Source organism: Asaia sp. SF2.1 (genome assembly GCF_000505765.1).
Lineage (GTDB): Bacteria > Pseudomonadota > Alphaproteobacteria > Acetobacterales > Acetobacteraceae > Asaia > Asaia bogorensis.
On record NZ_AYXS01000051.1, the window covers coordinates 47,722 to 51,051 of the forward strand.

General features: G+C 59.5%; 3 protein-coding genes. 2 read left to right on the forward strand and 1 reads right to left on the reverse strand.

Annotation, left to right across the window (positions count from 1 at the left end; all coding sequences use genetic code 11):
• The coding region (locus P792_RS35185) for an SPFH domain-containing protein (protein ID WP_023979978.1) at nucleotides 1-719 on the reverse strand (719 nt) is incomplete at its 3' end.
• Nucleotides 720-935: 216 nt separating this feature from the next.
• On the opposite strand from P792_RS35185, the gene P792_RS35190 reads away from it, so the two are divergent.
• Nucleotides 936-2,006 carry a cobalt-precorrin-5B (C(1))-methyltransferase gene (locus tag P792_RS35190; protein ID WP_031241727.1) on the forward strand — a complete coding sequence of 357 codons (1,071 nt, stop codon included), beginning with the start codon at nucleotides 936-938 and terminating at the stop codon, nucleotides 2,004-2,006.
• Nucleotides 2,007-2,196: 190 nt separating this feature from the next.
• Nucleotides 2,197-3,330, forward strand: a 1,134-nt coding sequence (locus P792_RS39455; protein ID WP_255345473.1) for a Plug domain-containing protein, incomplete at its 3' end; no start/stop codon positions are given.

A 3,330-nucleotide genomic window follows, 5' to 3' on the forward strand; every position in this document is an offset into this window, starting at 1 on the left:
TCATTGGCGATACCCTCACCCTGCAGCTTCTTGCTCTCGGCCTCGGCGCGGGCAATTCCGACGCGCCGCACCATTTCGGCTTCGGCTTCAGCCTGCGCGGCGTCCTTGCGCGCAATGGCGGCCAGCTTGTTGTTCATAGCCTCCTGAATCTCGCGTGGTGGCATGGGCTGCTCGATCGTGACGCCGTGGATATCAAGGCCCGATTCAAGGGCATCTGCCACCTGATCGGCAATGACGCGGCGGGCAATCTCGTTGCGTTGCGAGTAGAGCGCGGCCAGGGGCATCGTGGAGGCTATCTGCCGGATTTCATTCTCTACCCGAAAGACCAGACGCTTGACGGGCTGCGATACCTTGTAGGCGTAGTTGAACACGGCCTCGCTATCATCACGGACACTGTAAAGCAGCACCCAGCGTATCTCGATGAACACGTCATCCAGCGTCTTGACCTCGGAAGAGGTCTCTACCTGCATCTGCTGAAGGGACACCTTGTAGGACACGCGTGTGAGCAACGGAATACGGAAGTGCAACCCGCTTTCGAGAAGCTTGCGCTGCGGCTTGCCGAGAAACTCGGTGACGTAAACCATCCGCCCCGGCACGATCATGATCCCGCCGAACAGCAGACAGAAGACGAGGAACAGGGCGAGAACCACAACAATGGTGAGAAGAACGGGCGCGGGAATGGTCAGTGTTTCCTTCTTGCAGGAGAAGCCACCAATCATAGCCGTGTTATCCAGCCAATACAGAGAGAATTGTTACGTCCGCATTATTGAGCGCCCCAGACAAGCGCTGCGTGCCCGCACGCACAAGGCGTGCGCCTTTCCGTTGCTATCGCTCCACCACGCCGCACTGGCGGCGCGGGGCCGTCTATGTAAAGAACACACAGACCTGCAACAGGAGGTATGTCCTCCCACGCGATGAGAGGAGCCAACGCCGTCATGACGCAAGCCACGGCCCTGCGTCGCGGATGGACAACCGGAAGCTGCGCTACGGCAGCAGCCAAGGCAGCCTGGTCTCTGCTGCGGCACGATATCTGCCCCGACCCGGTGACGATCAGCCTGCCCGGCGGCAAGGAAGCCTGTTTTGCGCTCAACGGGCATGGGAAAGACGGCCGAACCGCATGGGCCAGTGTGATCAAGGATGCCGGTGACGACCCGGATGTGACCCATGGTGCCATAATGCGCGTGACGGTAGAGCAAGCCTCTGCGGGCACGGGTGTCACGTTTCGCGCTGGCGAAGGCGTTGGCACCATCACCCAGCCCGGCCTGCCCCTGCCGCCGGGGGAGCCCGCCATCAACCCGGTGCCCCGACAGATGATCCGCGCAGCGCTCCTGCAGGTCACACCAGAAGGGGCGGATGCCATCGTGACGGTCTCGATTGCCGATGGTGAGGCGCTGGCCAGACAGACGCTGAATGCTCGCCTTGGCATCATTGGTGGTCTCTCCGTTCTGGGAACGACCGGCATTGTCATACCCTATTCCTGCTCGGCCTGGATCCATTCGATCCATCGCGGCATCGATGTCGCACGCGCTCTCAATCTCCCCCATATCGTGGCGAGCACCGGCGCGACCTCGGAAAATGCTGCGCGGTTGCGCTACGGTGTGAGTGAGGCCGCGCTCATCGAGATGGGTGATTTTGCGGGTGGCTTGCTGAAATATCTCCATCGGCATCCGGTGCAGCGCCTGACCCTCGCTGGCGGTATCGCGAAGATGACCAAGCTGGCTGAGGGCCATCTCGATCTGCATTCCAGCCGCACCCTGGCCAATCCGGCCGCGCTACGCAGCATCGCCGCGCCTTTGGGCTTATCCGCCTCTCGCATGGCACAACTCGACGCAGCCAAGACCATCGCGCAGGGCTACGCCGCCATCGCTGATGAAAGGCTGGGCAAACTCATTGCCGAAGCGGCCTGCGCCACCGCCCGCAAAACGCTTGATTATCCAGACTGTGAAATCGGGGTGCTGGTGGTGGACAGGCAAGGCCTGATTGTCGGTGCCAGCGAGAGAGCGTGACGCAGGCGCACTTGCCTGAGACCCCGGCACGAACCTGGAAATTTGGTGACTTCCCGTAACGAATAGCGATTGACCATTTCGATATCGTCATTTTATCGTAATTAGAAAGAAACTGATTACGGAAAAAGCGATCATGCGTCGATGGAAAGTGATGATACCAGACAACAGAATCCGTTCTGGCACTTTCCTCATGGTATTCATATTTCTCGGCTGCAATCCTGCTCTTGTCATGGCCGCGTCTCACGCCGGCCAGAAGGCGGAAAAATCCGTTTCGGCACGCAAGAAGACACCCGTAACGGCCAGAAAGACTGCTGCCCTGGCCGTCCCTGCGCAGAGAGAGTCGATCTCTGTCAGCGGCAAGCGCCTGCGCAGCCATGCTGCCGAAGTCGCGATTTCGCGCAGCGTCATGGATCGTTTCATTCCCGGCACGAACCCGATGCAGGTCCTGTCTCTCACTACACCGGGGGCCAATTTCACGTCGTCCGATGCTTTCGGCCTCGATACCGCCGCCAATACCTTTTACGTGCGCGGCTTCACGCAGACACAGATCGGCGCAACGCTTGACGGCATACCGCTCGGCACGCAGGGCTTTACCAACCAGAACGGCGTCTCGATCACCCAGGCCATGATTCAGGATGATCTGGCGGGGATGACCATCTCACAAGGCGCAGGCTCGCTTGATACGTTCTCGGGGCAGCTTTTGGGCGCCGCCATGACGTACACATCCTCCGATCCTGCGGACAAGGCCGGCGGTCGGGTGAGCCAGAGCTTTGGCAGTTATAACGCCTTTCGCACCTATGGAAGGGCCGATAGCGGCATCCTAAACCCGAGTGGTACGAAATTCTATGCGTCCTTTGCCCGCACCGAGAGCAAACTCTGGAAGGGCGAAGGCTATCAGCGCGAATTACAGGCCGATGCCAAACTCGTGCAGCCTGTGGGAGACCACGGCAAGATCACCGGGTTCTTCGGTTTCGGCAATTTCACCCAGGCCAATTATCTGAGCCTGACGAAAAACATGTGGGAACGTCTCGGACGCGATACCACCTACCTCAAACCCGATTACGAGAAGGCGAAGCTCTGGGCCTATTATGCCCAGTTCACCGATGATGTGCCGCCCGGCTATGAGGGTGTTCTTTCCAACAGCGAGGTGGGGAATTACGCATGGGATGGCTCCCAGATCCAGCGTAGCTACCTGTCCTCGGTCAACGGTCATTTCGATATCTCTACGCGCCTGCATTCTGACACGGTGGCCTATGGCAATGTGGCCAGCGGCGTTTATGGCGGCACCAATAATTTCGTGACGTCCCCAAGCTACGGTGTGCCC